The organism is Mesotoga sp. Brook.08.YT.4.2.5.2. (genome assembly GCF_003351125.1).
In the GTDB taxonomy this organism is placed as follows: Bacteria; Thermotogota; Thermotogae; order Petrotogales; family Kosmotogaceae; genus Mesotoga.
This window is the reverse complement of the sequence record NZ_JPGZ01000057.1, coordinates 1,663-27,185: the sequence shown is the minus strand read 5'-3', so window position 1 is coordinate 27,185 and position 25,523 is coordinate 1,663. Positions and strand designations below refer to the sequence as shown.

Sequence of the window (25,523 nt, the reverse complement as noted above, 5' to 3'; positions counted from 1 at the left end):
TGTGGAATCTCCCTCGTTATAATTTTCGGGAATGCAGGATTCTATACTCTCTGCTTTCTCTCTTGTGACAATACACGAGAATGACGGAATCCTAGACGAAGAACGAAGAACCTGGACGCGAAGCGTCGGAACGAAGAACCGTTCTTCACGAAGGACGGGTCCATGATCCGGGACGAGTCACGAAGGACGGTTCTCCACAGAGATCAGCGGGTCCTTGCTCCTAAGCGTACAGCGATTTTTAGGAGCAGGATTCTGAATCATTTTGGAATGACGACTGGCTACTCCCTCTACCCCCATTCTATACTCTCTGCTTTCTCTCTTGTGACAATACACGAGAATGACGGAATCCTAGACCAAGAACGAAGAACCTGGACGCGAAGCGTCGGAACGAAGAACCGTTCTTCACGAAGGACGGGTCCATGATCTGGGACGGGCAACGAAGGACGGTTCTCCACAGCGATCAGCGGGTCCTTGCTCCTAAGCGTACTGCGATTTTTAGGAGCAGGATTCTGAATCATTTTGGAATGACGACTGGCTACTCCCTCTACCCTCATTCTATACTCTCTGCTTTTTCTCTTGTGACAATACACGAGAATGACGGAATCCTAGACGAAGAACGAAGAACCTGGACGCGTAGCGTCGGAACGAAGAACCGTTCTTCACGAAGGACGGGTCCATGATCTTGAACGGTCAACGGCGAACCATGTTTTAGAGCGATCAGCGGGTCCTTGCTCCTAAGCGTACTGCGTTTTTTAGGAGCAGGATTCTGAATCATTTTGGAATGACGACTGGCTACTCCCTCTACCCTCATTCTATACTCTCTGCTTTCTCTCTTGTGACAATACACGAGAATGACGGAATCCTAGACGAAGAACCAAGAACCTGGACGCGTAGCGTCGGAACGAAGAACTGCTCTTTTTTTTGTGACGAGTCCATACTTTGTGACGAAGGTCGCCGGACCGGCATGAGTGTTGACGATCGCTAGGAGTTTTGCGGGACCGCCATCAATCAGCATTCGAGGTCATGTCGCCGTAGGCTGCAAGAACAGCCTGTTCCATATGGGCCATTTCCTCGTCTGACAGAAAGTCGAAGTGGCTCTTTCGTTTCTGTGCTGAAAGCCTGCCATTGTTTTGCAGACAAAAGCGGATGAAGAGGTCTATCAACCGGTCGGGCATATCCACGATCTCCTGGATGGCTTTCTTTGTTTTATCGTAGTTGGCCAGAAACGCCAGTTCTTGCGTGAGTTCCACCTCGATGGTCTGATCGATGAACTTGAAGAGTGCCTCCGCCTGGGGCGTCAAATCTATATACCGGTACCACCTGGCTGTATCGTTGTGCACGGTCATGCGGCCCTCTTCATCGAGCGAGTATTCCGCCAGGGCCATAATATGCCGTGAGAATGCTTCCAGAGAGGCGTCATAGTCGGCAGGGTTCTTCAGCATGGATGCCGATATGGGAAACATGAGGCCTTTGGGCGTAAAGCCTCGCCGGGCAAGAATGTTGTGGATCAGGAAACGGTGGATTCGACCGTTGCCGTCTTCGAACGGGTGCAAGAAAACGAACCCATAACCGATAACGGCGGCGTGAATTACGGGGGACACATCGCCCGAGTCCATTCGCTTATGGGCGGCTATCAGGCCCTCCATCAGGCCAGCCAAATCTTCAGGCTTTGGACATATGAAATGTATTTTTTCCTTTTGCCAGGAGATTGTTTCTCCGACGTAGTTCTGGCTCGTCCGGTAATCGTAATCGCGAAACCGTTGATCGACAATGCGATTCTGAAGCTCGATCAAGCGCGGTTTTTCGCAGAAGTCTTCCTGCTCGGCCAGCTGAAGTAACGCTACAAATCGCTCGGTTCTTGTCGATGTGGGCTTAATACTTTCGATCTCAAAAGAGGATTTTGTCTCCCTGGTGTAGAGATAGCCTAGCGCTCTCCTCAGCAACTCCGGGGAATAGCCAGCCGCTACCCTGCGGCATCTCCCGGCAAGATCGGCTGTTTCAAAGTTTCGAAGGGTTTCAGTTCGTCGAACCGTTGGGCAAAAGCGTGGGTCACCCAGTAGATTGTCTTTGATTCGCTGTCGACGAATCTGGCGGGCCGGGCTGACCGTGTAATATTCATCCGGCTCAAGAAGATAAATGGAGTTACCCTGCTTCAAGTCATCTAGAGGAAGCATTTTCCCGGTAAGAAACTCGTAAAGATACCACAGCCGCCTGGCGTATTTGCCGGTCGGTCTGGAGCGGAGATATTCGAGCAAATCTCTCTCTGCAACTTCCTGAAATATGCTGTCGAGTATGGCGAGATTCGTCCCGTCATATTTGAGCGCAAATTCAAGATGATCACCAAGTGTATCCCCCGGCCAGTACTTTGAAGGATATACTTCCTCGACTATGCCTTCGCTCGAGTCGATCCGGCGGATTCCACTCGTGGTCACCATGGACTTGTGCCAATTTGGAATAACATCTAAGTCATATCGCTCGATAAGCGTCGCATATCCCGCGAGTCTTTCGGTTGATCTTTCCTGATCGTTTTCAGCCATAGCTTCCTCCGAAAAAATGATTATAATCCAAGAATTACTGTTATATTGTAGCACAAGTCAAGAAAAATAATTACCGCCGACAACCTCCCCGCACTTACTGCACTCTAGGAAAAACGATTGGAAAACAGGACAATCACTTACAAAAGCCCTTTGTGTAGGAAATATTGTTACGCTAATAGAACAGGGTCAGACTCCATTTTTCACACTAAACGAGAAATCGAAGGCAAAAAACTGTGAGGGGCTACTTATACACAAAAAGAAAAAACGGAGCCTTTTTCCTGCTACGCCCACGAAGACACCCTCAGTCAAAGAGAATATACCAACATGGTTCACATGAAAACAACGTTGTCCGTCAACGGTCCACCGTCCTCCGATACGCGCGCGCGAGACGTGAGAACAATCGTCGAGAAAGAACATTGTCTACAGCTTCGATTCGAGAAAACTTGGAAAATCGAGTCTGTCCCATTTTTTTTTTCCATTCAGTCCCCATTTTCCATTTAGTAGCTACCTGCCGGTCTACTGCTTGATCCTTTCAGTCTGCCTCTTTTATATCTGTTGACATAGTAGAAGCCAGACCGTGGACCCATCCTCGAAAAAGATAGAAACCGAAATCCCGGAATAGTCTTTGGATGACGGAGCGGCTTATAAAACACTCTAAGAAATGCTTCCTGAACTGGAGTATTACTCGGTTCTTAATACGATCTAGATCCAGGCGAGCACTTTTCCAGGAGACATCATGAAGGGAGCTAGACACGCTTGGATATCGCTCATTGGAAGCACTTCGTCTGATATCTCAATCCCAAGTTTTTGCTTCATGAAGTCTCTTCTTGAGTCAAAACGAGCGCTAGTATTCGGAAATTTCTTTCTTAACTCGTTTCTTAGTTGCTCGTCTGCCAACACAAGACCATCTTCTACATGCACTCCAAAAAGAGGTGATTTTGGTGCTGAAATGATGTCACATTGAATTGCCATCCCTGAGTGCAAAACATCCTGAGATCCCTCATAGAATGGGGAATTTAACCACTCATCATTGTGTATTAGATGACCAGGGTTTAGACTTACTCCATTGTCAGGATTTTCCACAAACTCCTTTACGGCATTATAGACTGACCTTCCATCTGTTCCAATCTCCAGAGATTCATACCATCTTGTCATCATCTCAAAATATGGAAAGTAAAGTTCTTGGAGAATGTTCGATGCAGAAGATGGAAAGTGCTTCTCATCTTCCGTAGCGAGACCGGCTCTTGCGATATTTGCTCCCCAAACTCCGAATCCGAAGTTTATATATTCACCCAACTCTAGTTTTCTAAAGGGTGAGGGTGAACTCAAACCTAGAAGAGCGTTCTTCCCGAAGCCAACTGTTATATGGCATGATAATGGCGGGAACCCTGCATAAGCAAGAAGTGCGGCGGCCTCGTATTCTGAGATCCCTTCTCTCAGACCAAGCAAAAGTCTACGGACCCCTGAGTAGACGATACAGGATGCACTCTCGAATGCGGCTATATCTTCTGCATTCAGGAATGTTCTTAAACCCCTTTCCGGGTGCATAAATATATCCGTCTGGTTAACAACATTCTCGTAGCCTGCTAAAGATCTAACTACATCGGTTATGAAACTTGGAACATCAATACTATATTGTGGAGAGCAAAATTCCTTCTCTCTAAAGTATTTTGTACCAACAAGGCCTACCTTCGAACCCTTTTCAATTCCAGTATCTTTCAGAACAGATTCCAGTGAATCGCTTTTGTCTCTTGGCTGTCCCATTAAACCAAATGTTTGGAAGAGCACTATTTCAACGGGAAGTTTAGCAACGTCTTTATATCCAAGGCCTTCGTTCCCAACAAGCAGATAAGGGGTTCCTCTTTTGGGGATTACTAGAATAGATTCTTCGAAACGCGGGTCGTAGCCAGTTACATAGTGAAGATTTGCAAAATGCTCTCTGTCACCATAAATCACTAAAAAATCTAGCTTTCTCTCTTCCATGGCATTTCTCACAAGATTTAGCCTATCCTGATACTGAAGCGCATTGATTTCAACATAATTGTCGATGGTCTTATCCTCTGGTAACTCTATTTCCACTATTCTTATTTTCTTCACTAATCTACCCCCATTCGGTTTCTGTTAATCAATCGATTTTGATACTAAGTGTTGGCATAAAATGACCGTTATGAGATATTCCTGCGTTCCCATCTCTGTCGAGAGCAATTACTCCACATGGGAATCCCCGTCTTGAACATATATCTACAACTTTTGAACAGGCTTCTTGAATGGGTGTACCATTTTCCACCATTTCTACAACTTTTCTGGTTACGCCTACTCTGATAATCCCTTCACCAATTCCTGTTGCAGAAGAACCTCCATAGAAGGTCGCAAAAGTCCCTGCACCAATAATCGCAGAATCACCCACTCTTCCAGGAAATGCCTTTGCAATTCCTCCAGTAGAAGTGCCTGCAACGATGTATCCTTTTGAATCTAGAGCAACCGCTCCCACAGTTGAAAACAGCTTATGTTCCTTAAGCTTCTCTGTATATTTTTGAATGAAATTCCTGAATTCTTCTGGAAGCTTAGTGATTTCTCTTTCATCAACATTTCCGTGCTGTTCTTCAGGACCAATTTCACGGAAACCCGAAATACGTGCAAATATCTCTGCGCCTTTACCACACAACAGAAGATGCGGCATTTCCTCCATAACTCTTCTTGCTACACTAATAGGATGAGCAATATTTCTGATTCTTATCACTCCACCTGCGGACTCATTGCTATCCATGATTGCAGCATCCATTTCAATTTCTCCAATCATGTTGTTAAAAGAACCAATAACTCCTGCATCAAAGTGAGGATTGTCCTCCAAGTTCCTTATCACGTGCTCAACAGCATCAAGAGCGGAATCCCTTTCCTTGAGAATCGACAAACCTTCCTCAAAGGCATCTCTTAGCCCGGAAAGACGGGCTCTCTTTTCCTCATCAGGTAAAAAACCCTCGTCACATCCTCCATGCACAACAAGCACTTTCATTTTCTACAGTGACCTCCTGTTCAAGAAAACCCAATCTTCATTTGAACTCGATTTTTTGGAGAAATCTCATTATTCTTTCATTGTTCGAACCGAAAAAATCCTCAGTCTTCTGATCAGCCAACACCTTCCCGTTCTCAAGAAATACCATCCTGTCAGCGACTCTTCTTGCAAAAGACACTTCATGAGTCACCACAAGCATGGTCGTTCCCTCTCGCGCGATTCGCTCAATAACCTCCAATACTTCAGATGTCATCTCCGGGTCCAAGGCAGAAGTTATTTCATCAAGAAGAAGAGCGCTTGGTTCCATAATCAAAGCCCTCGCAATTGCGACCCTTTGCTGTTGACCACCTGAAAGTTGCGAAGGGTAGCTTTTTATCTTCTCGCTAAGTCCTACCATTTCAAGAAACTTCATCGCTTTCTCTTGTGCTTTTTTCTTACTAAGTCCCAGAACATGGATGGGACTGAGCGTAACATTTTCGAGGGCATTAAGATGTGGGAACAAGTTGAACTGCTGAAAAACCATTGAACACTTCTCTCTTATTTCCCTAATATTCTTCTTCTCGTTTATGGATAGTCCATCAACAACGATTTCACCACCATCTATCTTCTCAAGACCATTTATGCAACGTAAAAGAGTACTCTTACCTGCACCGCTTTGACCCATTATAACGGTGACTCCCTTATCAAAATCAATGCTTAGTTCGTCCAATACAATTGTGCTACCAAACGATTTGCTGACACCGCGAACTTGAATCATGAGATGCCTCCTCAACCTATCTTTCCGTAGGACTTAACTCTGGATTCGGCGTACCTGGCGAATTTCGATATTGGAAAAGACAAAGCAAAATACAAAACTGCGACAATTGACCATATGACAAATGGTCTGTACGTTCGAAGAGTAAGCATATATCCGACTCTTGTAAGATCAACAAAACCAATAAGAGAGACAAGAGAGGAAACCTGTAACTGGTTGACGCAAAGGCCCACAAAGGAAGGGATGAATACTCTAATAGCTTGAGGAACAATTACAAGTCTGAATGTTTTCCAGTAATTCATCCCCAGAGAGTAGGCCGCTTCCCACTGCCCTTTTTCAACAGACCTGATGGATGCATAAACAATCACCGCGGCAAATGCACTCGTATTTATTCCAAGAGTCCAGACAGCGGCCTGAAAAGCCGACGGGCTGAAATCGGTCACCATCGCAATGCCATAGTAAGCAAAAAAGAGTTGGGCAACCAGAGGCGAATTCCTAATCGGTTCTATGTACACTAACAGCAGCTTGCTCAGGACGGGGATCTTTAGGCTTCTCAGCAATCCAATGAAAAACCCGACAACAAGACCTATTGCGATTGCCAGAAGGGTGACCGTAATTGTCATTCCCATCCCCTTCAAGAGAAGCAAAGCGTCATAACTAGTTAGTTTTGGAAATATATACTGTTCCACAATTCATCCCTCCGATTTGTGCCCTATGAGATTCCCTTGCTAATGAATTTTCTGTCTACAAGATGAATGAGTCCGGAGAGAGAGAACGTCAACACGCAATATAGAACCAGTATCGTCAAGTATATTTCAAATGGTCTAAAGGTATTTGAAGACAGAGTCATTGCATTACTCATCAGTTCGTTAGCCGTAATTGACACAGCAACCGAAGTTGTAAGGATCAAGTTTATGAAATTGCTTCCAAGCGGTTTGAATGTCACTCTCAATGCATTAGGAATGATTATCAGACGTACAATCTGAAACTTCGTGAATCCCAATGACTCAGCTCCTTCGATCAGACCTTTGTTTATCGAGATGATACCTGCTCTGATAATTTCACTGTTATAAGCCGCGTTGTTGATTCCCAAAGCAATAATAGCAGTTGTCACCGGTTCCGTCGTAATTCCCAGCTCAGGTAGTCCAAAGTAGAAAAAGAACAACTGAACAAGAAACGGTGTATTTCTGAAGAATTCGACATATGCTATCGCTATGCTTGAAAAGAGTTTCTTCTTCGAGATTCTCATGAAAGCTACTACAAGGCCAATAAAGAAACCGATGATTAGAGAGAAGACAGAAATAAAAAATGTCATCTTGAGTCCTTCTAGCAAAAAGTCAAGATTATTGAAAATAACTCTGAAATGTAAGGTCAACAGTAGCCCTCCAATCCTAATCAAATTAACTCTCTTACATTAACTAAGGGGCTCAACTCCCACAAATCAATGTGGGAGTCGAGTCGTAGAGAACTCACTGAAGACTTACCAGATATACGTAAGTTCTGCGGTTGGGAGAACACCCCACCACTTTTTGTATAGCTCTGCTTGCTGACCGGTGCTAATCAACTGCGAGACAAACATGTCTACCCACCTTAACAGATCGGGATTGCCTTTCTGTACACCAATACCTATAGGATCAGAAGTGTACAGTTTAGGCAATGCGGTGAATTCATCATACTGACCGGCCATGTAGTCAACTAATGTTCCATCTTCGATTGCTGCCTCAACTTTGTTCTGCCTTAGCAGAAGAATCGCGTTAGTAAACTCTTCAATGTAGACAAATTCAGTGTCCGGGGCCATCTTTTTTACAAGCGCTTCACCTGTCGTTCCTCTGCCAATTGCGACCTTTCTCCCATTGAAATCCTCTATGCTCTCGATATCGCTACCGGTTCTAACAAGGATTTTTATGCCGGTTCTAAGATAAGGCATGGAGAAATCTACTGACTTTGCCCTCTCGAGATTTGCAGTCATGTTGGCAATTACAAGGTCAATTTTGTCAGACATCAGCATAGGTATTCTTGTGGCACCTGTTACTTCAACTATTTCTAGTTTCACACCCAAAGCTTCTGCAATGAGAGTGGCAACATCGACATCATAGCCCATAGGCTCATTTTTCTCATTCCTGAAGCCTATTGGGGGTCCACCAAGTGCTATCCCAACAACAATTTTCCCGTCTTGTAGAATCTTGTCAAGTTTGTCCGCACCCATCATCGTACCTGTGAAAATCACGCTTAGAATCAACAATACAATCAATACTTTCTTCACAATTTTCCCCTCCTTGGATTTTTGGTGTTAGCAACTCGATCAAGTCTGCAGATTATCGCCTCCTTTCAGTAATTCTCGCTATCTGGATGGCTCGCAACAGGAATCTCTTTTCACTAGTAAAGGCGGTAGAACAACGTGCTTTTTCGAGTCGGAAACGCTCTTTGCAGTGATTCTCCTTAGTATTTCATTCGCGGCCATACGACCAAGCTTTTCTAGAGGCTGACTTACTGAGGATAGCTTTGGCCTCACTACCCTTGACATTTCTGTGTCGTCATATCCAATCAAAGAGATGTCTCTCGGAATAGTAAGCCCCGCTTCTTCAACTACCTCCATAGCGCCAATTGTCATGTGATCATTCCCACAAAAAACAGCTGTTGGTGGTTCAGGAAGGTTTAGAAGAGTTTTCATTCCTTCCCTACCTGATTCAATATTCCAGTCACCCTCGACAACGTAATCTTCTCGGAAGGTAACCCCGTTTTCTCTCAGTGAAGCAACATAACCATTGAATCTATCTACCGCATTATATGAAGGAAAGGGCCCGCAAATGTGGGCAATTTTTCTGTGACCAAGTGAGGCCAGATAATTCACAACATCAAATGCGCCCTTGAAGTTGTCTATTTCAAAAGAACTAAGTGTATCACTCAGCTTCTTGTTGATAGTGATTATTGGCAAGAAAGCGTCGAGGCTTTCGAGAAATGAGTAGTCTGATTCATCAATTATCAAAATCAAGAGTCCGTCTGCGCTGCTACTCTGAGCGTGGCTAATAATGTTGTTCTCCCTCTTCTTGCCATCAAGATCAATGAACTCAAAAGAGAACTGATAGTTCTTGTCAGAAAGAGTAAGGCTCACTCCCTTGAATATCGGATTGTAGAATAGCCAGCTGGAAGGAATCAACCATCCAGAGTATTCTGTAGCTTTCCCCATCATAAACAGGGACACCGTTTCACTTGTTCTTTTTGAGAGTCTTCTGGCGAATGAATTCGGAGTGTAGTTGTGTTCTGCAGCCAGTTTGGTAATGAGTTCTACAGTCTTGGCGGCAACCTTCGGATTGCCGCTAAGCGCCAAAGAGACTGTTGCTTTTGAAACATTTGCTTCCCTTGCTAAATCTTCCAGTCTAGTTTTTATCACTCTCTTTTCTTTCTCTTTCAAGGAATGCTCCTTTCAGAGATGTTTTAAACCGGTTTAAATTTCTCGATTAACAGGATTGGCTCTTGATATGGTTTGGGATTCTTTTAGAGAGTAACCCCCAGTTTCACTAATAGCAAAACACTTAACCATTGATTTTAACCGGTTTAAATACTCTTCAAAACACACATGCATTCGTAAATGCAATTATTATTGTTGAGAGTCGGAGTAACAACTAGGAGAAGTCTTCAAACCGTCCTTCAAATGATAGCAGTTACAAACTCAATTACCAAAGCTTAAGAAACAACGTCTTCTTTGGGCTCCCGTGATAAGGAATAACTATTGACAATTATTCGTGTTTTTTGCCTTATTTGACCTTCACTTGCATGAGGGGATTTTGGAATTACGTAAGTGATGGCTCAAAAGTCTGCAGGCCCGCGCTGTCAAACTAGAAATGACATATCTATTTCTGCAAGCAAATTCAGAGCCTTAGCAAACAACCATCGGTGAAAATGATACGGGTTGAATGAAACTGAGCTGCAGTCCTGAACCCGCGTCATCCTGTCATCTGAACCTGATTCAAAATCCTGTTTTTTCAATGTTTTCAATAAGTGTGGTCGAGAAAGAGCATTGTCTATAGCTTCGATTCGAGAAAACTTGGAAAATCTAGTCCCATTTTCTAATTCTGACCCTATTTATGTTATTTGTAGTGTTCGCAGCAGTGAAAAATGGAGTCTGACCCTATTTATCGTTCAAAAATGGTAAGATTCCCACCCATCCTGTTATTATTCGAAAGCGCTCCATAGAAGGACATACTATGGTCAGGACTGTTTTCTACTGCAACTGTAATCAGAACATTCCCATCTGGTTGGACTATTCCAGACAACGATCCAAAGATACCGTTATTTACAACAACTTCCCCAGCGAAACTCCCGCCGGATTGAGTGGTTATATAGAAGTCCAGCAACACTCCCACCTATTCCTCTTGATACATAAAGACCTCCCACTTGCCTAACATATTTGGATACATCTGACCAACACAAGAGGAAAGAGATAATACTATTACTACTGTTGCCAAGAAAAACAAAATCAAGAAGTCTCTTTTTTCATTTGCGTCACTCCCTTTTTGTTATCAACAATATGATAGCCTTTGTTACACTGAATTCAAAATGGCAAAAACAGGTACCTAATCTATTCTAGAAACCCACCTCCATAAAGTCTTTATCCAACGACACTATATTGACGACAATAGGAATTTGAAGTAACGGTGCTATGATTTAATTTGAAATACATATAACAATTGCTTACGGAAGATTCGGGATTTCAACGAAATTAGGGGGTGTTAGTCTTGCGTAAAGGGATTAAGGGACTTCTTGGGCTACTGATCGTTATGAGTATCCTACTATCAGGATGCATAGTAACTACTCCTGTGAACCAAGGGCAATGGGTTCTGAAGGATCATTGGCAGCATTATATACTTTCGGAGCATTACTACACTTATTCTTATTCGCTTTACCCAAGTTACAACTGCGATAATGTAAAGATCACTGTCAATTGCTCTACAGCACCCAGCTATGGTTTTGAAGTATGGATAATGACTCAAATTCAGTTCAATAACTTCGTCAATTTCAATTCAGTTAGTGTTGTCGACCACTTCACGGTCTATTCAGGCAATTACACGTTCTATTCTAGTGCAATGTCGCCTGGAGAAACTTATCGTGTCGTGGTTGACAATACTGATTATGGATGGGTAGATACTAATTGGGATGGTTATGACGATTACTGCAGATTTGATGCAAGCGTCTATTTTCACATTAATTGAGATGCCTCTGTTTCCGATCGTCTCATCCTCAAGATCCTGCCTCATCACGTAACCCTCCAAAGCATGACACAGAACAGTTGGGAAGCTTTAGGGCAAAAGGAGGTTCAAAATGAGAAAAGTTCTTTCGGTAATGCTTTTGGTAACTCTTCTAGCTGGAAGTATGGTAGCGGGTTTTACTATGTATGATGCAATGTCTTTGGGACACTATCACGGATTAAGAGATGCAGATAATACCGGCTTCTTTGGGGCTGTGATTTTTGGATCTCTGTCTGCACTGGTTACGAATACTGGTTCGACATCTCTTCCTGCAAAAAGGGTTGCTTATATCAACAGTCTTACAAATGATCTTGAAGCAATCGCCGCCTATGAGGAAGCATATTCATTTGCATATTCTAACCGAATAGCCTGCAATACTTGGAGAGGTTATGTAATTGCTTCCGTCATAAGTTCGGTAATTGCAGTTATTACTCTGCTGTTGGGAGCGTCGAGTTAACAGAAAGAGGATTATAGAGAAGTCCATTGCTTAGTCCAGCCCTTTTTCTCGGAAACACTCAGAAGTAGTGAGAAGAGATCCTGCTTTTGCGGGGGGCTTTCAAAGATGAAACCATCATTCTCGCTAATTACAGCTATTACGCAGCAAGAAACAGTCTCGACATTAATATAACACTTGTTACATTGTAGGCAAAGACCGGGCAAAAATGGGAAGAGTCAAAGTGCGTCCTTGTTTTCTTCAAGGCGCTGGTGATTCCGCCTGCCTGGTAGGATGCTTGGAGAGATCGGGAGCATTGCCTTCATAATAAACCTAAGAAGTAATCTAGAGCACAAGAAAGGAAAACGTCTCGTGTGAACTAACTGGCAGGGCGTTTCCCATCGTTATTCTAGTAGAGCAGTAGCAAAAAAAGCCCCACCCGATATTTATCGCGTCTCGCCTTCGAGGCGTCTCCACAAGAACAATCCTCTCGCAATCTCCTTCTATTAATTTCAGCGCTTCTCTTCTCTCAATTCTCCAGCCTCACACGCATTACGGCTACTTGAGGATCCAGGATAACTACAGGGACTTTTCTGAGAGACTATACATAGCGCGCTCGAGATGTTGACTATAGGCTCCAAGGGGATCGTAGTCGCCCCGGTCACGATGGCGACAATAGCTTCCAGGGACTGCAAGTCATAGCGTGATTTCTTCTGTGCTCAAGACTCTTCAGATTCTTTCCAGCGTTCTCCGCTCCAAAAGGCAACATTCAAGTCCCACTTAGCTACAATAAAGGGAGTCACCTTTTTCGCAGATTTTTTGAATTCCAAGCCGTTGCCTCCTAGCCTGTTTCTGCTTTCGATTTCTCAACGATCTCCTTGTAGTGTTCGCAGCAGTGAAAAATGGAGTCTGACCCGTTTATTCTACAAGGACAACCCTCTTCCCGAATATGTCATAAACGGAGGCATAGGCCGCAGCGAGTTCTACAGAGCCCCCATCTGGCCGGAATACATGGAGTTTGTCAAGAAATTCAACATAGGTGCGAAGTACTTCAGGATATGGAAGAGATCTGTAGGTGCCGTAAGAGATCGTTGTGAATTCAGTCGACCTTGAAATGGAAGCGAGAAATTAGTTTGCATGGAGTATCACACACGATACCAAAGCTAACAGAGACTGGAGGATTGCAGTTTGTTCTATTTATGCTGAAGGCTTAAGAAACCAACTACTCACAATATTAGGCACAGCCTGCACCCCGATCCTATAGGCTACAATACTGAATTCATGAACTCAAATCGCACTTCACTTTCCGAAGAGGAAGTGCATGTAATCATAGTTCTGATCTCGCTCAGGAAAGAGAATGTGTTTCTCTGCGAACTTTTCTTTACACCAGGTGCCATTATCATACGTCATGTATAGGTCAGAATATGTTGTAGCAGAAATGATGTAACTATCAAGCGATACATCGTTCCGCCCACTTCTACTAGAAATCTCATTTGCCAATTTGACAAGCCTTTCCCAAAGCCGTGCCTTCTCATCATGAATATAAGCTTTAGCATGCATCATGCCGTGCGGTTCAACAAAAACGATTCGTTGTTTGCTATTAGCCAATAGCCATAGGATGAAGTCGGGATAAAACCCGCTGTTTTCGAAGAACCCCACGCCCTTTCCACGGCTTAGATTTCGAAGTACGAACAGCTCCTTTCCGGCCAAGAAATTGTTGCCTTCTTCATCACGGAATGTCTTAAGGTCTCGTAGGAATTGTGTTTCGCTAGAATTGAGAACAGGGGGAATGGTTTGAAGTTTTCTGTTTATTTGTTCAATCAAGATCGGCAGATAGAGGCTGCCGCAAAAGTAAATACGTTGAAGATCTTGATCCTCCTCTTTATAGAGACGATCGCGATTATTCAACAGATTACTGACAGCTGCAATCAGCTGTGCATCTGAAGTCCTGACTATATAGCAAGCTTTGTTTTCGCTCACTTGATCAACATTGAGGGCAATGTTGGGGTCATTATTATCCAACAACCTGTATTCCATAACTTCAGTTTCCCATCTCTCACGGCGACGATGATAGTACGCATCAAGATACTTTTTTAGTATGCTGGTTATAGCTTGCTGCAGCAAAATTCTTCCAGAGAAGGAAGATGGATTAACCACCTCTTCATCAGTGATTAATTCATAATTGATAGTTTCCATTAATTTTCGAGGTGTTTTTGGTTGGATGGTCAGGTTATGCCACTCCTTACTATATTTGTATTCCAGCAGATCAAGATACACTCTCTCCCAGTTCACCAAATTTAGGTTTACGTCGCGTATTCTCAATTCCTGACCGGCTTGTACATTATCTTGGATCAGACCATACCCAGCACCCGCCATTGCCTGTAGCCTAATAGACATATCTAGACGTACAATGATGTTTTCGTCTGCTTCCAAATCAAACCGTTCCTCTGACGCAAAACTTCGCCCATTTGGCGCACGAGGAATAACAAGGCTCTTTTTTAATGCGGGCTCATTAATCCATGTGAAAAGTGGTAGTTCAATGAGTGGCTCTGTTTCTACTCCCTCGCGTTCAAGATACTCGCGGAACTGAGCCATGTAGTTTGCCTTGACAGAAAAAATGTTAAGAGTCTCCAGTATGTTAATATGTTTGGGATGAGGACCTTCCAATACTGTGCTGCGCTTCAAACTCATCTGAGCACCTTTAAGTCGTACGCCGCGCCCAAACAGCTGAATGATCTGAGAACCTTCCATACTACCAATATTCAAAAGTCCCATGTTGGCAACGCGCCATGAGTTCCAGCCTTCCATGAATTTCTTGGCTCCAACAAGAACATGGATCTTAGAATTTGGCTGATTAATATCTTCAAACAGAGAATCGCCAATAACATCTTCTTCAAGAGTTATTCCATTTGCATGTTCTTTCACCAGATTTTTGAAGGCCGATGTGTCACCTATGTAAATGACACCAAAGTACTGGTCTGAATTTGATGCTTTCAATCCGATTTCTCCTTGACTGCCGCGAATATCTGCCAGGTGTAGACTTCCACTTTGTGATGAATGGAAAACTTTTCGGAGAATGTCGTTATACAATGCCACCCCATTTTGATTTTTCTCTCTCAAGTAGGAGAAATGATTTGAAAAGACGTCCAAGCCATTCTGATTCATTAACTGAGTTCTTCCGTTTAGTATATTGTCAATGGTTGCTGTCACCCAATTGCAATCACTAAGGATCCGATGCAGGAACCGCGCCACTGTCAACACGTCACTGGACACTTCACTTTCTCCTTTGGTAACTCTTGAAATCGAATTCTTGACAGTGCGTCCAACAAAAACCCATAGAGGTTTTTCCAGGTTGTAGGGTCGAAGCGCCGTATATCGATCTTCGTACAAGTGCAACTGCTCATAGAACGAAAGTAAATTGCCAAGTAGCAATATATCTGTTTGATTATTATGATTAACATCTCTCAGGTTAAGTATTCGAAAGTCTTTACCAAACCCATCACCGTAGAAGTACCGATAAGAATAATCAAACACGATAGTTTTACCATATTCTGTGGTGAGGCTATCATTTCCTACGGCTGAGAGTGCCTGTCCAAAAGTCGCACTATATTCAAATGTGAATCCAGTCTCAGCAAGTGCGTCACGGTAGCTGCGCCAGGCTTGTCCACCGGTACCTTTATGGCCTTCGTCAACGAATATTAGGTTCTTTCCCTCAAAGGCCTCTACAGGTACACTGACCCCTGACCCCCTCTTTTCACCAACAAGTTTTGTGATCTCAAGCACTTGCACTACTTCTAGATGATCAAACAAGCCATTGTTATTCAAATCAAAGCGTCTGGCAGGAATACCTGAAAGTAATAGTTCATCAATGTGTTGATCAGAAAGCTCTTCATTTGGTGTAATCAGCAAAATATTGTCTAGCGGATCTAGATTATAGTGCAAGAATTGGTAATAGTTCAAGTGCATAAGCAGTGTTTTGCCGCTGCCGGTTGCCATCCAATATGCAAGTTTAGTTAGATCTTCTCTTACTATGGGGTCTAGTTGTGGCTCCGCTGGTTGAGCGTTACGCGCTTCAACAAAAGCACTAAGGTCTTTTATCAATAGATCCTTATGATTGAAGAATCTGTCCAAAAAGATTTCAGTATATAAGGCTGCGAGATGCTGGAAATAACGCAGTGTGATGGGTATTGAACGGTGACGGTTCATCTTCTCAAGGTGGCAACGAATGTTCTCATCATAGCGGATTAAATCATCTGCTGGAATAAGCACCCTTCTTCCTCGAGCCAACAGATGTTGACACAAAAAGCTTTGACCGTCAGCATAATAACCTTCCTGAACCTCTACGCAATCCTTAAGCATTGCCGCGTTGCTTTCATATCCTAGTACACTATTTAGCCATGCCAAAAGGATTAGACGATTTTCCAGTCTGACATATTGTTGAACTCCGTTTGGCATGATCATACCTCCTCAATTTTCATAAAGCCTTGCCGAATCACTTCGGCCATTCTTTTTCGTCTCTCTGCTAAGAACTCTTGGAACTCCATTTCATACCATTTATTCGGAAGAGCATGGAGACGACACATATCTCTAAGCTCATCAGCTGAGAATCTGTCTTCGATTTTGGGAACATAACTAGCGGGCGCACTGTCCGAGATTTCGACATTGTCGCTCCATTCTACAAGAGCGTAGTTCGCTGGCTGATTGATCAAACGATTTTCTTTTATCTGATGTCTTTGAAGATAACTGCGCGGGAAAAGATGGTGTCTTTCTAGAGCAGATCTTTTCGCTTTTGCCGAAGGATCAAGCAAGTCCACTACTCTCATTCTCGAGTAAAGAACCGGAGCATCTAGCAAACACAGAGAAGCATAGTATGCGAATTGTCCAGTATTACGTGCTGCAGCAGTTTCCAGTTCGTTAGGCAAGGTGAATTCCCAGTAATCTTGAGTGAGAACTGCATCAATCTGTTCCTCTAGAATACGCACAAAATCCTCTGCATTATCTGTATTACGCAGGAGTGCTAAATCCTGCTCCATACGACTTTCAGAGGAACCTGTATAACGCCCAGTTAAGGAAGCCATGAAAAACCATCTAGCAATTGTCTCTCGCAATTTGTACAGATCGACCTTAAAGTCGCGTTTCCCAATAAGCCAAAGAGAATAAGTATAAACAATGGCCATTTGCGATGAGATAAACTGAGAGCTAGTATATCCCGCTCTCCTAAGAACCTTAAAGAACTCGTGCCAATTCTGGAGGTTAAGCACAAGAATCTGGTTTTTTCTAAGTATATCAAACTGCTTTTCCCTTTGCTCTTCAGAAAACTGGTTTGTCTGCAGGTCTTTGCCCCGCAGAAGTGAATATACATGTTCCAGGCGTGCGCGACGAAACCCCAGTGCAACGTTGACCCTAAGTAATTGATCTGGACTTGGGAGGAGATAATGGTTGAACGGAGAAGTTTGGTTTCTAACAGGCGGTCTTTTTGCTTGCCAACAGAAATCCTCCAGTTCTTTACGACCTTCGTCCCAAAAGACAGACATTAAGGTAAGAATGAAATCTGCCTGATTTAGCGGTGTGCCCTTGCTGTTTATTCGGACAAAGATCTCCGCAACGCTATCTTCGTTTACTGAATACGATATCTCAAGCGCGGTAAGTGGATAATCCTTGAGTTGTTCAAGGCGCTCAATCGCAGAAGCAATTTCATCCTCTGCTTCTTGAGTGATTTGGCATCGTGTCTTCAATTTATCCAGAAAATCATCGATGAATCTGCGATTGCTCGCACCTGGTTGCCATATCACACTCACATCGGGAATCCACTCAGCGTCTTTTTCGATTGCGGAATTCAGTACTTCAAATCTTTCTTCAATAGGATTAAATGAGATTCGAATCCGTTCTGGGTGGAATTCCCTGTTTTTTACTACACTTGCCGTGATGACTGCATATAATGAAGTGAGACGTTGCTGTCCATCCACGATCAGCAAACGAGCGACTTTCTGCTTTTGATCTACTCCAATGGTACGGTGTACATCCGAATAACCATTTTCCCAGAATAATAGGTATCCAATAGGAAAACCCCTATACATCGAATCGAAGAGATCACGGACTTTTGTTCGTGGCCAAACAAATGGGCGTTGGATATCTGGCAAGCCAATTTCGCCCATTTTCAAGTCCTCAATGAGTTTCTTAAGTGTGTAATCTACCTTCTTGAACAGCACATCAGGCATCTAACCCGTCACTCCCTTGAACATGGCTTCTTTGAAGATGGGATCAAGTGAACGTGCCCCATGTATATAGGAATCATTGTTGACCAGGATTTCGTCAGCATCCTCTAACATATTCTGATTTTGGACAAACGTGGCATCTCGCTCATAGTTACCTTTCACCCATCCTAGCGTTTCACGCCAGATTACCACCATTTTTCGGTTTTCACGAGTTACTCCACGATAAACTAGATAGCGCCGTTCCTCGTCAAAATACGCTCTCCGAGATTGTACAGTCAATCCGATCAGATAATTGAAGGTTTCTGGCAAGTCAACTGTTTGTTCGCGAGTCTCTCCGTCACGGTATATACGAAGCTTATATGAAAAAGGAGACTGCAGCTTCTCTACATTCAGAAGAGTTTCACTCTTGCGTGTCTCCCAATTGAGCATGTAGTGGAGAAGATACTCGTCTTTGAAGAGGTTTAGGGCTTGCTGACCCGTTTCGATGTCAAAATTAATGTTGCTAAGAGCGTCCTCATAGCTTTCCAATTGAATGTATTTGAAGGCACCGCCACCTTTCCACTCAGATTGTTTAGAAATACCACTTTGCTCACCATACAACACTCTCTTCATACGCCTCAGCGGTTTTTCTCGGAAATAGCTTTCACAATCGATACCAATATACTTGCGTCCAAGCTTAGCAGCTACAGCAGTTGTAGTACCTGAACCGAGAAAAAAATCGAGAACAATGCTTGATTTGTCCGATCCCCAATGAATTAGTCTAGACAAAAGTTGTTCAGGTTTTTTGCCTCTGGATAGAGTCACACCACCCTCGTTTGCAAGATCTGCCTTGGGAATTTCTGCGTGCGGCCATTGATCAGTGATTTTATTTAGCTTCAAGATTTTGTTGTCTTCGAGGCGGGCACTATCACGGAGCCACACGAAAATCTGCCGGTTGTAATAGAAAGTGGTTATCCGTTGTCCAGCGTACCTTCCACGAGACACTAGATAGTCAGCCGAATATAAGCCATCGCCACATCGTGACAGAATCTCATGTTGAAAGGAATTCTCTCTCTGAATACTTGTCAGCCTGAATACCGAGTCAAAGTGTTCTGAATACTCAGCGAGTATCTCATCTTGCCGCCTTTCAAAATCACGAAGAGAAATAGTATGAATTATGTCTCCGTCATGCTTGTACACTGAGACTTGTTCCCCGGTTGAGGGGGCAGTGAAGCTGGACACAACCTCGCGTTCTCCTTGATTCACAAGCCTCTTGTTGTATCGGCGTAGAACGTCGATCTCGATCGGGCGTTCGTACATCACGTCGTTCAGATGGCTTTTGTCCATACAATAAGACAGGATATGTTCTTTCGTATTGACAATTGCCCCTCCCTGTCCCAACCCTGAGCTACCAGAGCGTTCATATGCTATCCACGCGAGAAAGCTGTCATCGCTGAAATGCTGGCTAAGAAGCAGCGCAAGACGGGCAGCCTCTTCGTCATCAATGCTGAAAAAGAGAACAGCCTTATCAGACAGGAGGGGTTTGACTGCGGTGAGTCGAGAATTCATCATTGCTAACCAAGATGAGTGCCGATAGGAATCCTTGTAAACAAAATCGTTGTTTCCCGTATTATAAGGGGGATCGCTGTATACAAAGTCTACCGCCTTAGCATAAGTCGCGGAAAGCAAAGATATAGCGGCGAAATTATCACCATGCACCAAAACACCATCGAGAAGATCAGTAAGATCCTCAACACTCCCTAATATAGTGTCTACGAAGTCTTCCGAAAAATACTTTGTATCAAGGACAAGCGTCGGATTCGCCTTCATGAGCGCCACTCTATTCTCTTCCTTGCTCTTGTCAATCGTGAATATGTTGGTCTGCTCCTCATCAATGCAGAAGAGCTGCTTCCATTCGTCCCATTGGGCATCGCATTTAGCGATGTTATAATAGTGGTCCTCGCCGATGGCACCGACCAAGATGCAGTATTGGGTCTCTGTAACGAATTTTCGCTTTTCCCAGAGCATTTTCTGAACGTCTTCTATCTGAGCAAGAAAATCCACAATTTTACTTCCTATACGTTTAATCAGGCGCATCATTTGAAACCATCCCTCGGACAGATCTTCACCGGCAACTTCTAACTCATCGAGATTGAGGACCTCGTTCTTCAGATAGAAATCCAGCTCGCGTAGAAGGAAACCTCGAAGGTCCTTGTGGATGAAGTAGTCTCGAGAGTTGCGAGCTGTGTACTGTCTAATGTGATGTTCTAGGTTCGAAATGGAATTTCCACTCGCATCCCTGTATTTCTCGCCCTTCAAAGCCTCCAAAGCTTCGAGATTATTTTCAAAACGTATAGGGATCATCTGAATAGTTGCTTCATTAATCTTGTTCTGCTGATTCTTATTACCATATGTACTGACCTCGTCTTTTTTCAAAGGTCGATACTCAAAGGGAATAATTAAAGTGTAGGTTTCCTCGTTCCAAAAGGTATCGTCAGGCACTGGAAGGAAGAAGCGCTTTTCTCCCTTAACATTGTTCTGTTCTACATCTGCTTCTTGAATCTTGAAATCTATAGTTACACCGTTGTGAGCCCTCCAACTGTAATCTGTGAAGTATTCTCCAGTCTTAACGTAGTATTGGTCCTGGTTCGCCCAGTAGAGAGTGACCTCCTCACCATTGTAGGGGATGGCGTAGCGTTCCTTTCTCGAGTATCGGCGCTTCGAAATGAAGTCCCCATCCTGCCAATAACGACTGAAGAATGTGTAAAGATGATTATATATTGTGGTCTCTAAAACTTGTGAACTATTAGTATTAGTAGCGTTTGCAAACGCTTCAAGATACTTTCTGCCTACTGGTGTAGCATGATACTGATTTTCCAAAATGCCTTCAGCATTAATGGCATCCTCACCTAACGTTCTAAGGACGTCTTCTTTGGCGGCAGCTAGTTCTTCATGCGCCTTTCGTTGCGCAAATAGAGAACCACTATTCAATTCTTCTGAAATGGCTTTGGACAAATCTTCAGTGATCCACTGCTCAATTATCTGGCGTTTATGATTCATTATGCGGTAGATTCCAAACTCAAGGTCAGCACTTTCGAACTGGAAGAGTTCGCGCAAAAGCTGAATGAATTTCTCTTGTGGATTCATGTTATATCCCCTTTCTTGGTAATTCTCATGTAGCTGGGAGTTATTCACCCGTTTTCAGCAGGTTTTAGTATATATAACTATAATAACTGAGTATATCATCAGTACAATTTTACAGTCGTAGTTTTATAAGCAACATAAATGTAATTGTGTGGACTTCGATCGAAAAAACTTTAACTAAACTGTGAAGTCGATCGAAGTCTCATTTTGGCTAATCCTAAGGACTTGTCACGTCCAATTACTGACATTATTGGATCTAGGTTTAATTGAAATTGCCGCTTCTCGTAATCTTGGGAATCCATGTACCTCTGTTGAATAACTAACACAATGATAGCAAATATGAGGTGGGTGTTACGAATTTCTTCTCTGAGCACAGATGCGTTCCTATTTGTTCTATTACCACTTATGTAGAAGGATCAGACAACAATTTTCCATTCTCCATCGCTTTTTGCTTCAAGCACATTTGCTGCTACAATTGATTTCTAAAGAATTACCAGATTAGCTACAAGCACCATACTTGGGATACAGAAACATGGCAAAAAACTCCAAAGATGTTATTGAAAGAATCCGTCATCTCCAAAAACATTGCTCAGCCGGAATCTGCTATGTCCTGGTAGGTAGAACAATGCCTGCCACTTCCAATAAGGATTTCCACAAATTTCCACTTCAAAACCACAGGTCAGTCTTCTTATCAATTTCCAACATTCAATCAGACTGTTCTTACAGTTGGGTTCAGAAGAGCAGTCAAATCCAGGGTTCGTGCCGTAGTGGGCTTTTTTCCCGCATGGATAGTTCGAATTTGAGCAAAGCGGATCTTTGGGAAGACAATATAAGTAGAATGTTTCCATGTATTTAGCCGATATTCCTGCCAAAACATCAACAAATGAAATGAGAGTGGACAACTTCTTTTCATATCCAATCTTCAAGTATTTTGGTTTTATTATGAAATTTGGTCCCGCGATGTTGCACTGTTTCGCATTTGCATAGTTCAGCACTCTGGTTCTCAGATTGTTAATGAAATCTCGATTACTTGCTACGTCTATATACCATATCAAGTCTCGAGGCACTTTATAATGTGTCAAATATGATGTACTCCTTATGAATGGGAGCAGTCGTTTGTAAATAACTTCATAAGCTTCAACAGTTGCACGGTTTACGGAATCTGGATTGGAGTATAGATGTTTGTCGATTACCAACACACTTGGTAAGCAAAGCTCATCAACTGAAAGCTGCTCATATGAATCAAGAAAGGAGTACAGATTATTTGGTTTTCTTGCTTTCTTATGTAGGAGAGACCATTTCTTGATATCACATAGAAAGCTAGTCTTGTAGATGTTAGCTACACGGTTCAAAATCAAATCCAGCTTGTTATCATCTAGAAGAATGCTGCAAACAACTTTGAAGTGAGATGATCCTTTCGAGAATGACAATCCGTTGTCTCCGGATTCGTCGGAGAGAAGAACAAGTGCCATTCAGTTTTCCTCCATGGAAAAAAAGGCTCCGGATCCATACCCAAGCCGAGTTGCCTGGTGCCACTGGATTCACCGAACGGCTCACCTGTGACGGCCGGAGCTCCTACAAACCTATTTACTTTATAGCTCAAAATTCAGCAAATCTGAAACCCCAGCAAACGTAAATACGGCAGCATATAGCTCATGAGAAATTGTTAGCATCAACAAGCTCCTTGAAACTAGCAATTGGGACGAATTCCTTCTCAGTTTGAGATTGCCAAAAAAGTGAAGTAGAAGCTTTGTGATCACCTCACCAGCACCTTCATCGCAGTCTTCCAAAGGCCCTTGTTCAGGAACATGACGACAAGGTCTATCAAGACATCCAGGATGAAGTCGAAGAATTCTGGATCGATCTTCCACTCTTCATCTGGAAGCGCATCCTTTATCATCTGCTTCACTTTCTCTTTCTTCTCAGCCCCGTTGCCGGGAGATTCTACATAGCTTGCGAAAATTGTGATTAGGGATATTAACTCTCTTATCCAGTTCATATGGATTACCTCCTTGTAGATTATTTGTTCTGGCGCTTCGCGCCTAGGTTCCTCGTTCCGACGCTTCGCGTCCATGTTCTTGGTTAAAGCAAAGATCATAGTCTGCGCTTCGCGCCCACGTTCTTCGTTCCGACGCTACGCGTCCATGTTCTTGGTTAAGGGCAAAGATCATACTCTGCGCTTCGCGCCTAGGTTCCTCGTTCCGACGCTTCGCGTCCAGGTTCTTGGTTAAAGCAAAGATCATAGTCTGCGCTTCGCGCCTAGGTTCCTCGTTCCGACGCTACGCGTCCATGTTCTTGGTCAGAGCGGAGTTGATCAAAGACGCCGATTCTTTTAGAATTCTCTCGGAGGTGAATGATGTGTCTACAAGTTACAAAGATTTGCATGTATGGCAGCTCAGCATGGATTACGTGATGGAGATCTACAGATTAACCAGAGACTTTCCTGAGTATGAGAAATACGGTCTCGGTTCTCAGCTCCAAAGATCTGCTGTATCCATTCCTTCCAATATCGCCGAAGGTTCTGGAAGGCAGCATAGAAAGGAGTTCATTCAATTCCTCTACCTCGCGAGAGGTTCTCTTCTTGAATCGCTTACTCAACTTGCCATAGCCAATAGGCTCGGCTACATTAACGACAGCTGTCTTGAATCAATCGAAGCCGTCGGCACAAAGATCAACATGATGATCAACAAACTGATCAGTTCTTTGAAGAAACCCGGGCTGTAAGCCCGGGCATCCAAGAACGAAGAACAGATCCTCGCTCTGGAACGAACAACTAATGTGGTCAGATCAGATTAAACAACTCATTCTTCTGGGTGTCGATCACTGCCGCGTAGTCTACCGCATAGCTTGAAGGGATTGCCTTCAGAGTTATGAGGTTTCCCATCACTGTCTCGACTTCAGACTGAGTCAGACTCTCCTTGGGCTCCTTTATGTAGAAGCCCTTGGACTTCTTAGCGGTTGAATCGTACCACCTAACGCTCAGGTTTCTCATTTGAGTTCCTCCTTTCGAATAACGGTTCTCCGTTGACCGTCATCCGTCCTCCGAAAGAGCTGTAAAGTGCAGTGGCATTGCATTTTCGATCCTAATCGGCGAACGGACTACGGCCTACGGTTACATTGTTTCACCGGTCAGAGGTAAGAAGCTATTGAATTTCTAACCTCCAGCCTCTACCCTCTTACATCAATACGTCTCTTAATCGATCGGTCCGAGGGTCTGGGTTTCAACTAGCTTGATATCGGCGATGATGTAATCGGTGAGGCTCGCGATGTTATATGCTGCGTCATAAGCCTCCTGCGCAGTCATTGCCGAATCGACCTTGAGAGTCTGTCTCGAGAGGACTGGTTTGTCGTCCTCGATGACACCGGTATCCCAGGTGATCGAGAGTGACTTCTCAGTACCTACTACCATTACAGTTGTGCCAAGTCCCATGAAAATTCCTCCTTGTTCTAGAGGCCGGGGTCAGAGGTAAGGGGGTTAGGGGTTTGAAAGATCTTACCCACCCGCTACCACGTTCCCGCAACCTCCGTTTTTTTATTCGTGGCCACGTGAGATGAATATATATCACCGGGTCAAAAATCTCCAAGCTCAGGTGAAAAACACCTGACTTTGGCTCTGGAATTACGGGAATGTATAATCGGAATGTGGAAGCAAAGGCTGGTTTCTCGCGAGTGACGGCCGTTAATTCTAAGAGCGGTTCGACACGAAAAGAAAAAAGAAAGACGATGAAAGAACAAGAAATAGAATCAAAGAAATCGAGCAAAGAAAATAATCAGATCTAATCAGCAATAATCATGAATAATAAGCTGTATTTGAAAATCGCTCCGGTCTATCAATACTGAAAAGCTCATTAAAAGTTATTGACAGCGTTTGTGAGAATGAGATAGAATATATACAACCTGTTTTGATTGACTTACGGAGCTTATGGAGGTTCTTCAAAATATGGATAGTTTTGAAAAAACTGCTTTTATCTTTTGTTCTCTTTGTTTAAGGGTTTCTTTCTTGAAGAACTCAACTTCAGGTTTGTCCCCGTAGAATGACATTGGAATTCCTGACTGCACAGGAAACAAATCCGTGCGAGTTTCAAGCATACTACTGCGGTTCAAAGCTAAAGACAGTCCGGTAATATCAACATGAATATGAAGAGATGATTTGAAGTATATCGAAGGCTTCTAAGCCGTCGCATTCAGAAAATAGAGTTCTG

The 25,523-nt window shown here is 43.5% G+C and carries 19 protein-coding genes; 3 read left to right on the top strand and 16 right to left on the bottom strand.

The genetic code is table 11. The annotated features are described in order from the left end of the window. Positions 1 to 1,004: 1,004 nt before the first annotated feature. The 9 genes from Q502_RS13705 to Q502_RS13665 all read right to left on the bottom strand — a co-directional run bounded on the left by Q502_RS13705 (position 1,005) and on the right by Q502_RS13665 (position 10,668). Entirely contained in the window at positions 1,005 to 2,537 is a 1,533-nt protein-coding gene (locus Q502_RS13705) for a Fic family protein (protein WP_180977989.1), read from the bottom strand. 702 nt (positions 2,538 to 3,239) lie between these two features. After that, positions 3,240 to 4,634 carry an aminopeptidase P family N-terminal domain-containing protein gene (locus tag Q502_RS13700; RefSeq protein WP_099831043.1) on the bottom strand — a complete coding sequence of 465 codons (1,395 nt, stop codon included), beginning with the start codon at positions 4,632 to 4,634 and terminating at the stop codon, positions 3,240 to 3,242. Between the two features lie 28 nt (positions 4,635 to 4,662). After that, positions 4,663 to 5,550: an isoaspartyl peptidase/L-asparaginase family protein gene (locus Q502_RS13695; protein WP_099831044.1), complete on the bottom strand. Its 888-nt coding sequence runs from the start codon at positions 5,548 to 5,550 to the stop codon at positions 4,663 to 4,665. A 37-nt stretch (positions 5,551 to 5,587) separates the two neighbouring features. Then, a complete protein-coding gene (locus Q502_RS13690; RefSeq protein WP_099831045.1) occupies positions 5,588 to 6,307 on the bottom strand; it encodes an amino acid ABC transporter ATP-binding protein in 720 nt (239 codons plus the stop codon). An 11-nt stretch (positions 6,308 to 6,318) separates the two neighbouring features. After that, positions 6,319 to 6,993, bottom strand: a complete 675-nt coding sequence (locus Q502_RS13685) for an amino acid ABC transporter permease (protein ID WP_099831046.1) — start codon at positions 6,991 to 6,993, stop codon at positions 6,319 to 6,321. Positions 6,994 to 7,016: 23 nt separating this feature from the next. Continuing rightward, the gene (locus tag Q502_RS13680) at positions 7,017 to 7,637 is read right to left on the bottom strand and encodes an amino acid ABC transporter permease (RefSeq protein ID WP_258394248.1); all 621 of its coding nucleotides are present in this window, start codon (positions 7,635 to 7,637) and stop codon (positions 7,017 to 7,019) included. Positions 7,638 to 7,784: 147 nt separating this feature from the next. Then, the gene (locus tag Q502_RS13675; RefSeq protein ID WP_099831048.1) at positions 7,785 to 8,567 is read right to left on the bottom strand and encodes a transporter substrate-binding domain-containing protein; all 783 of its coding nucleotides are present in this window, start codon (positions 8,565 to 8,567) and stop codon (positions 7,785 to 7,787) included. Positions 8,568 to 8,645: 78 nt separating this feature from the next. Continuing rightward, on the bottom strand, positions 8,646 to 9,716 hold the full coding sequence (locus Q502_RS13670) for a LacI family DNA-binding transcriptional regulator (protein WP_099831049.1): 1,071 nt from the start codon (positions 9,714 to 9,716) through the stop codon (positions 8,646 to 8,648). A gap of 721 nt (positions 9,717 to 10,437) precedes the next feature. Beyond that, positions 10,438 to 10,668 carry a hypothetical protein gene (locus tag Q502_RS13665; protein WP_099831050.1) on the bottom strand — a complete coding sequence of 77 codons (231 nt, stop codon included), beginning with the start codon at positions 10,666 to 10,668 and terminating at the stop codon, positions 10,438 to 10,440. Between the two features lie 372 nt (positions 10,669 to 11,040). Between Q502_RS13665 and Q502_RS13660 the strand changes: the two genes are divergently transcribed. Both Q502_RS13660 and Q502_RS13655 read left to right on the top strand, forming a co-directional pair. Next, a complete protein-coding gene (locus Q502_RS13660) occupies positions 11,041 to 11,514 on the top strand; it encodes a hypothetical protein (protein WP_099831051.1) in 474 nt (157 codons plus the stop codon). Positions 11,515 to 11,623: 109 nt separating this feature from the next. Next, positions 11,624 to 12,007 (top strand): hypothetical protein, encoded by a 384-nt coding sequence (locus Q502_RS13655; protein ID WP_099831052.1) that lies wholly within the window; start codon positions 11,624 to 11,626, stop codon positions 12,005 to 12,007. Between the two features lie 1,275 nt (positions 12,008 to 13,282). Here Q502_RS13655 and Q502_RS13650 read toward each other — a convergent pair. The 5 genes from Q502_RS13650 to Q502_RS13630 form a co-directional block, all read right to left on the bottom strand. Then, the gene (locus Q502_RS13650) at positions 13,283 to 16,438 is read right to left on the bottom strand and encodes a DEAD/DEAH box helicase family protein (RefSeq protein WP_207759774.1); all 3,156 of its coding nucleotides are present in this window, start codon (positions 16,436 to 16,438) and stop codon (positions 13,283 to 13,285) included. 2 nt (positions 16,439 to 16,440) lie between these two features. Beyond that, complete coding sequence (locus tag Q502_RS13645; protein ID WP_099831054.1) at positions 16,441 to 18,201, bottom strand: DUF262 domain-containing protein; 1,761 nt, start codon at positions 18,199 to 18,201, stop codon at positions 16,441 to 16,443. Further along, positions 18,202 to 21,324: a DNA methyltransferase gene (locus Q502_RS13640; protein WP_114794187.1), complete on the bottom strand. Its 3,123-nt coding sequence runs from the start codon at positions 21,322 to 21,324 to the stop codon at positions 18,202 to 18,204. 551 nt (positions 21,325 to 21,875) lie between these two features. Next, positions 21,876 to 22,793: a DUF3800 domain-containing protein gene (locus Q502_RS13635; protein WP_099831055.1), complete on the bottom strand. Its 918-nt coding sequence runs from the start codon at positions 22,791 to 22,793 to the stop codon at positions 21,876 to 21,878. A 284-nt stretch (positions 22,794 to 23,077) separates the two neighbouring features. Beyond that, positions 23,078 to 23,320 (bottom strand): hypothetical protein, encoded by a 243-nt coding sequence (locus Q502_RS13630; RefSeq protein WP_099831056.1) that lies wholly within the window; start codon positions 23,318 to 23,320, stop codon positions 23,078 to 23,080. Positions 23,321 to 23,679: 359 nt separating this feature from the next. On the opposite strand from Q502_RS13630, the gene Q502_RS13620 reads away from it, so the two are divergent. Next, entirely contained in the window at positions 23,680 to 24,045 is a 366-nt protein-coding gene (locus tag Q502_RS13620; RefSeq protein ID WP_099831058.1) for a four helix bundle protein, read from the top strand. A gap of 58 nt (positions 24,046 to 24,103) precedes the next feature. On the opposite strand, the gene Q502_RS13615 is transcribed toward Q502_RS13620, so the two are convergent. Together Q502_RS13615 and Q502_RS13610 are read right to left on the bottom strand one after the other, a co-directional pair. Then, positions 24,104 to 24,313 (bottom strand): DUF2922 family protein, encoded by a 210-nt coding sequence (locus tag Q502_RS13615; protein WP_099831059.1) that lies wholly within the window; start codon positions 24,311 to 24,313, stop codon positions 24,104 to 24,106. A gap of 201 nt (positions 24,314 to 24,514) precedes the next feature. Continuing rightward, positions 24,515 to 24,751, bottom strand: coding sequence for a DUF1659 domain-containing protein (locus Q502_RS13610; RefSeq protein WP_099830178.1), 237 nt, complete (start codon positions 24,749 to 24,751; stop codon positions 24,515 to 24,517). Positions 24,752 to 25,523 lie beyond the last annotated feature (772 nt).

Coding starts and splice junctions, on each gene's coding strand:
- Q502_RS13705 (WP_180977989.1), bottom strand. CDS start 2,537: ATGGCTGAAAACGATCAGGAAAGATCAACCGAAAGACTCGCGGGATAT.
- Q502_RS13695 (WP_099831044.1), bottom strand. CDS start 5,550: ATGAAAGTGCTTGTTGTGCATGGAGGATGTGACGAGGGTTTTTTACCT.
- Q502_RS13690 (WP_099831045.1), bottom strand. CDS start 6,307: ATGATTCAAGTTCGCGGTGTCAGCAAATCGTTTGGTAGCACAATTGTA.
- Q502_RS13655 (WP_099831052.1), top strand. CDS start 11,624: ATGAGAAAAGTTCTTTCGGTAATGCTTTTGGTAACTCTTCTAGCTGGA.
- Q502_RS13650 (WP_207759774.1), bottom strand. CDS start 16,438: ATGCCAAACGGAGTTCAACAATATGTCAGACTGGAAAATCGTCTAATC.
- Q502_RS13645 (WP_099831054.1), bottom strand. CDS start 18,201: ATGCCTGATGTGCTGTTCAAGAAGGTAGATTACACACTTAAGAAACTC.
- Q502_RS13640 (WP_114794187.1), bottom strand. CDS start 21,324: ATGAATCCACAAGAGAAATTCATTCAGCTTTTGCGCGAACTCTTCCAG.
- Q502_RS13635 (WP_099831055.1), bottom strand. CDS start 22,793: ATGGCACTTGTTCTTCTCTCCGACGAATCCGGAGACAACGGATTGTCA.
- Q502_RS13630 (WP_099831056.1), bottom strand. CDS start 23,320: ATGAACTGGATAAGAGAGTTAATATCCCTAATCACAATTTTCGCAAGC.
- Q502_RS13615 (WP_099831059.1), bottom strand. CDS start 24,313: ATGAGAAACCTGAGCGTTAGGTGGTACGATTCAACCGCTAAGAAGTCC.
- Q502_RS13610 (WP_099830178.1), bottom strand. CDS start 24,751: ATGGGACTTGGCACAACTGTAATGGTAGTAGGTACTGAGAAGTCACTC.